This window comes from Bacteroidota bacterium, assembly GCA_020402865.1.
Classification (GTDB): domain Bacteria; phylum Bacteroidota; class Bacteroidia; order Palsa-965; family Palsa-965.
Genome location: JADBYT010000045.1, coordinates 20841 through 27312 on the forward strand (window position 1 = coordinate 20841; position 6472 = coordinate 27312).

A 6472-nucleotide genomic window follows, 5' to 3' on the forward strand; every position below is an offset into this window, starting at 1 on the left:
AAATTGTATGAAACTACGTCTCATTCTTGGCGATCAGCTTAATCATAACCACAGCTGGTTTTCTGTTGTGTCCGATGATGTGTGTTATGTGATGATGGAACTGAGGCAGGAAACAGATTATACGCTGCATCATGCCCAGAAAGTAATTGCCTTTTTTGCGGCCATGCGCTGTTTTGCCGAAGAAATGGGTGCGAGAGGTCATACGTTTATTTACATCCTGCTCGATGAAAAAACAAACCATCACACTTTCAGCGGAAACCTTAGCAAACTTATTTCCTCACACGGCATTACACGCTTCGAATACCTTTTGCCCGACGAATACAGGCTTGATGAAGAGCTGAAGACGTTCTGCCAAACACTTTCCATTCCGTCAGAAGCTTATGATACCGAACACTTTCTCACCACACGTTTCGCGCTGCGGGAGTTTTTCAGTGGTAAGAAAATGTATCTGATGGAATCGTTTTACAGAGATATCCGCAAAAAAACGGGCTATCTCATGTTCAACAATGAGCCGCTTACCGGGCAATGGAACTATGATCACGACAACAGAAGCGGATACAAGGCCGGGGTGAAGAAAATTGCTCCGCTCGAATTCAGCCACAACCACTCTGCCCTGCTGGCCATGCTCGAAAAATGTGGCGTAAACACATTTGGCGAAGCGTGTGCAGATAATTTTGCATGGCCCGTGAACCGTACCGAAGCGCTGCAGGTACTTGATTATTTCTGTGTACATCTGCTCAGTCAGTTTGGCATGTGGCAGGATATGATGAGTGTGCAAAACCGCACGCTGTATCATTCGCGCATTTCGTTTGCGATGAATGTAAAACTCATTTCGCCGGCCGAAGTAACTGAACGCGCCATAGCCGAATGGATAAAAAGACCGGGCGAAATTTCAATTGCTCAGATCGAAGGTTTTGTACGTCAGATTATCGGCTGGCGTGAATATATGCGTGGAATTTACTGGGACAAAATGCCTGCGTATGCCTCTCTGAATTTTTTCGGTCACACTGCTAAACTGCCGCAGTGGTTCTGGTCGGGCCACACCAAAATGAATTGCCAGAAACAGGCCATCACTCAGTCGCTAGAAACAGCTTATGCACATCATATACAGCGACTGATGGTTACCGGAAACTTTGCATTGCTTGCCGGTATTGATCCGGCTGAAGTGGACAAATGGTATCTCGGTATTTATATTGATGCCATTGAGTGGGTTGAAATTACCAACACACGCGGCATGAGCCAGTTTGCCGATGGCGGTATTGTAGGTTCAAAGCCCTATGTATCATCGACAAACTACATCGACAAGATGAGTGATTACTGCAAAACCTGTGCGTACGACCGTAAGAAAAAGTACGGCGCTTTTGCCTGTCCGATGAACAGTTTGTACTGGCATTTCTACAACCGCAACCGTGCTTTGCTTGAAAAAAATCCCCGCATCGGTATGATGTACCGCACCTGGGATAAAATGCAACCGTCAGAGAAAGAAAAAATTCTTTCACAGGCCGAAACCTGGCTGGCGAAACTGGATGAACTATAACAGCTTTTCGCGCTGCGACACAAAACGCTCAATGAGCAGCTGAGTCAGCCTTCCGGCCACGTCTTTGCGATGTGTGTGCGCAAACTCCTTCTCCGCTTTTGTCATTAATGCAAACACAGCCTGCATAATTGTTTGACGAAATTTCGCATTCCTTTTTACTGCATTTTCAATCGCTTCGTATTGTGCAACTTGCGTAAATCCGGCAAAACCTGGAAAACGTTTTGTAAGATAAGCGCGCAGCTGACCAAGCAGCCATTCATTTTTATATTTCAGGATGGGCCGAAGGGTTTCACCCTGGAACTTTTCGGCCGGTAATGCGCGCGAACTGTCAAAAACCACTTCGGGGCGCAACTTCAGCAATTCCTCATCACTCAAAAAATCGTCGGCAAACATGTGCAAATTTACAAAGTAGCCATTCAACTCACTATTTTTATCGCATGATGAAAGCCATACTTATTGACGATTCTGCTGATGCCCGCGAGGGACTCAAAGCCGATATTACCCGCTGGTGCCCGCAACTTAAAATTGTTGGCGAGGCTTCGGGCATGGCCGAAGGCTTGCAACTCTTGCGCTCAACAGCCTGCGATGTGGTTTTCCTCGATATACAGCTCGGCGATGGCGATGGCTTTCAGCTTCTCGAACAATTGGGCACCACCCACGCACGCATTATTTTTACAACCGGGCTTGATAACTTCGGCATCCGCGCCATTAAATTCAGCGCGCTCGATTATCTCCTCAAACCGGTTGATCCCGACGAACTGATTGCCGCGGTAAACAAACTGGAAAACCTGCAGGCACCTCCGGCCGAAAATCTTCGCCTTTTCAAGGAGCAATACAAACAACCCGCACAAAATCTCCGCCGCCTCGCTCTGAACAGTTCCGACCGTGTGCATGTGGTACAGATCAACGACATCGTCCGCTGCGAATCAGACCGTAACTACACCACCTTTTACCTGCTCAACGCAAAACCCATTGTGGTTACACGCACACTCAAGGAATATGAAGATTTGCTTGAGCCGTCCGGCTTTGTGCGCGTACATCACTCGCACCTCATCAATCTCGAACACCTCAAAACTTTCATGAAAAACGAAGGTGGTTATGCGGTAATGAGCGATGGTTCGAATGTACCGGTTTCAGTGCGCAAAAAAGAAGATCTGCTTAAAGCATTAGGGCTTTCCTGAATTATTTTCGTCTCAACCCATTCACCCGAAAACACTTTTCATCCTTCTGTATGCACCTGCTCAACAAAAACGGGCAGGTGTTGCTTTGTAGCGTAAATAATGGTTTGCCGGAAGTAGCTTGCAGCATGTTCGGGTTTCGGGTAAAATTTATTATGGCCTTGCTGGGATGCTGCTTGCTGGCATTTATCGGTGCGCAGCTTTCGTGGTCGCAACAAATTTCCATACCGCGGGCATTTTACATTTCCATAAACAACAATGTGGCTTATGGCGGTTTGGCTCAGCAGCAGTTTATGCAGCTTCGTCTGCCTCAAAAAGGTACGCGGCGCATTCTAGTTTTTCATACCGACAGCACAGCGGCGTTTGCCGGTGAACTTACCACCCAACTTCGAATAAAGCTGCACGATCCGCGCCTGTCGGCCACATGGAAATGGAGCACAAACTGGCAACGCCTTTTCAACAGTGCTGATGGCAGCTGCCTGCTGTTTAAACGCCCCGGCACATTGCTTCTGCCCAGCCACAAACGCAGCAGCCTCGATTACTGCGAAGGCTGGGTAAGCTGTACCGCCGACAGCGGCCATCGCCTGCGACTCATTTGCCGGCCCCTCAGCGACGATGCCACACTTATCCGCACTCAGGCAAACATCTTTACCGAATACAACCTCGAACCCGGCCGCTGGCAATGGCTCGAATGGAAAACGGGCGGCTGCACACAACTCACTTTCCGCAGCAGCCTCAGCCCCGAAATTGGTGCACTGGTGGTGGAACCCGAAAACGGTTTCAGCATCTGGCAACTGCCGGCGCCGCAATGCCTCAGCAACTCGCTGCGCAGCCAGGCCGGACTGCTTTCGCCGTCGCTTGTGATAGCCGTGTGTGATCAGTCGCAAAACCAACAGCTGCTTTGCAACCTGCGCACACTTTTTCCACACACACCGCTGCTGCTTTGCGGCACAACTGCACCAGATAAACTAACCCGGCTTTTACCGCAATGCAATGCCGCGGCCTTACGCTTGCCATACACACAACACATTTCAGACCGGGCGGCCTTTGCGGTAAGGCAATTAATCGGTATATCCGGATATACCCCCTGAGCCGTGCTGCCGGTTGTCGGCATGGCTCTTCTCAAATCCGGGTAAAATGAAATCGGCTGCACCAAACGGTACAGCCGATTTTGTTTTTACATCAATCACTATCGCGGCTTGGCCGGAGTAGGACTTGGCTGTGTGCCTCCGCGCGGTGTTTCAGCGGGTTTCTCAGCCGGTTTTTCCGAAGGAGTTGTGGCCGGTTTTGTTTCGGAAGGTTTCTCCGGTGTGGTTGTCGTACTTGGCTTAGTGGTTGTGCCGGGCCTGGTGGTTGTGGTACGCGGCTTAGAAGGCTGCGTATTGCCACTGCCCGAACCACTGCGGCTTTGTGCAGTGAAGGTTACGGTAAGTTCCTTCTCGGCATAGCCCAGGCTGTTCTGAATACGCACACGGATGGTGTTTACTCCATTCTGAAGCGGCGCAGTAAAGGTGAGTGTATTGGTAGCCGCTGTGTAAGTGAAATTGCTGGTCTGATTGCCGTTAATTTTCACCGTAATCTGCGAAGCCGAGCTGATACCCAGTGTGCGCATGGTTACATCATACGTCTGATCCTGCGTAGTAGCCGTGAGCGACGAAGGAGTTACCAGCACAATTACCGGATCGCCTTCGGGTTGCGAACGCGGACGGCCAGAATCACCGCCGCCGGGAGCAGCTACAGTGTAATTGATGGTCGTGCTCTTGCTGTCTGAGCCGTTGGCATTTAAGGCTGTAATGGTGTAGGTATTGGCACCATTGTTCAGGTTGTCGGTAAAAGTAACCGTGTTGTTAGCATAGTTGAAATTTACCGTAGTGTTGTTGCTGCGTTTCACTGTAATTTCTGAAGCAGAATTTACATAGCGCACAGTGGCAACCACAGTAGCCGTGGCAGTAGCAGAAACGCTGGGACTGCTGGCCGGTGTGGTAATGGTTACCTGAGGACCACGCGGAGGCGCCTGTTTGAAAATTACCGAAGCATTGTCAGACGCTGTTCCTGCCGTATTTATCGCACGCACATCAAACGTGGTAGTACCCGGATTGAGTGTGGTAGAATAGGTAAGCACTTTCGAATTCATATCGTAAGTGAAACCGGTTACCACCGCATTATTCAGCTTCACGGTAATGTCTGAAGCACTCACCACATTGAGTACTGTAGCGGTAAAAGTAAACGGTGCACTGGTTACATTGAGCGGTGTGGTAGCCGGATTGGTAATGTTTACAGCCGGAGGAAGCGGATGATACATAATGGCCATCGGCTCAGAATCAGTGCCCGCGCTGTTGGTACCGGTTACCACACAGTTGGCTGTTTGCTGCATTTGCAGCGTTACCGGGAAAGTAACCGTGGCCGTACCTCCATTTACACTAAAACCAAAGTTGGTAACCGGCGCATTGTTCACGGTAACGGTAACCTGACTGGCCGCTGTGACATTGGTTACACGCGCAACCACATTGTTGGCTGATGTGTTGGTGGTGTGCGGACTGCTTGAAGGCGTGGTGTAGGTTACCACCGGCGGATTTACCGGAGGCGGAGCCACTGTATAGGTAATCTGACAATTGGCCGCATCGCTGCCCGCACTGTTGGTGCCGGTAATGGCTACCGTGTTTGCGCCGTTATTCAGGCTGGCATTAAAACTAATGGTTGCTAACGATCCATTGAGCGCAAAGCTGAACGGATTTACAGGCTGCCCGTTCAACAATACACTTACCTGACTGGCTGCTGTTACATTGGTTACAGTTGCCGTGATAGTCATGGTTTGCGATGGAGAGGCAAACGGACAGCTGCGGGGATTGGTAATGGTTACCACCGGCGGATTTACCGGAGGCGGAGCCACTGTATAGGTAATCTGACAGTTGGCTGCATCGCTGCCTGCACTGTTGGTACCGGTAATGGCTACCGTGTTTGCACCGCTGTTTAAACTGGCATTGAAGCTGATGGTTGCCACTGTACCATTGAGCGCAAAGCTGAACGGATTTACAGGCTGCCCGTTCAACAATACACTTACCTGACTGGCTGCTGTTACATTGGTTACAGTTGCCGTGATAGTCATGGTTTGCGAAGGAGAGGCAAACGGACAGCTGCGCGGATTGGTAATGGTTACCACAGGCGGATTTAACGGAGGCGGAGCTACTGTATAGGTAATCTGACAGTTGGCCGCATCGCTGCCTGCACTGTTGGTACCGGTAATGGCTACCGTGTTTGCACCGCTAATGAGTACCACAGGGAAGCTGATGGTAGCCACTGTTCCATTGAGTGCAAAGGTGAAGTTGGTTACCGCCGCACCATTAAACAATACACTAACCTGATTTGCCGCTGTTACATTGGTAATGGTAGCGGTAATGGTCATGTTCTGCACCTTGGTGATGTGCGGGCATGAAGCCGGGCTGGTAATGGTTACCACAGGAGGCTGCACCGTGGGCGAATTGGGCTTGTAGGTGATCTGGCAGGTTTCGTTGTCACTGCCGGCGCTGTTGGTGCCTGTAATGCTGAGGTTGTTTACACCGCTGTTGAGCACCACAGGGAAGCTGATCGTGGCTACCGTGCCGTTGAGTGCAAAGCTGAAGTTAGTTACTGCTGCACCGTTGAACAGTACATTCACCTGGCTGGCTGCCGTTACATTGGTAACCGTAGCGGTAATGGTCATGTTCTGCACTTTGGTGGTGTGCGGGCATGAAGCCGGGCTGGTAATGGTTACCACCGG

5 protein-coding genes are annotated in these 6472 nt (G+C 50.3%); 3 read left to right on the forward strand and 2 right to left on the reverse strand.

The window, feature by feature from the left end:
- Positions 1–7 precede the first annotated feature (7 nt).
- Positions 8–1537, forward strand: a complete 1530-nt coding sequence (locus IM638_20245; protein MCA6365374.1) for a cryptochrome/photolyase family protein — start codon at positions 8–10, stop codon at positions 1535–1537.
- Here the strand turns inward: IM638_20245 and IM638_20250 are convergent.
- Positions 1532–1930, reverse strand: coding sequence for a hypothetical protein (locus IM638_20250; protein MCA6365375.1), 399 nt, complete (start codon positions 1928–1930; stop codon positions 1532–1534). The two genes, IM638_20245 and IM638_20250, sit on opposite strands and share 6 nt — an antisense overlap.
- A gap of 44 nt (positions 1931–1974) precedes the next feature.
- Here IM638_20250 and IM638_20255 point away from each other — a divergent pair, with 44 nt between their 5' ends.
- Together IM638_20255 and IM638_20260 are read left to right on the forward strand one after the other, a co-directional pair.
- Positions 1975–2718 carry a response regulator transcription factor gene (locus tag IM638_20255; protein MCA6365376.1) on the forward strand — a complete coding sequence of 248 codons (744 nt, stop codon included), beginning with the start codon at positions 1975–1977 and terminating at the stop codon, positions 2716–2718.
- A gap of 50 nt (positions 2719–2768) precedes the next feature.
- On the forward strand, positions 2769–3806 hold the full coding sequence (locus IM638_20260; protein MCA6365377.1) for a hypothetical protein: 1038 nt from the start codon (positions 2769–2771) through the stop codon (positions 3804–3806).
- Between the two features lie 98 nt (positions 3807–3904).
- Here the strand turns inward: IM638_20260 and IM638_20265 are convergent.
- Positions 3905–6472, reverse strand: a 2568-nt coding sequence (locus IM638_20265) for a hypothetical protein (GenBank protein MCA6365378.1), incomplete at its 5' end; no start/stop codon positions are given.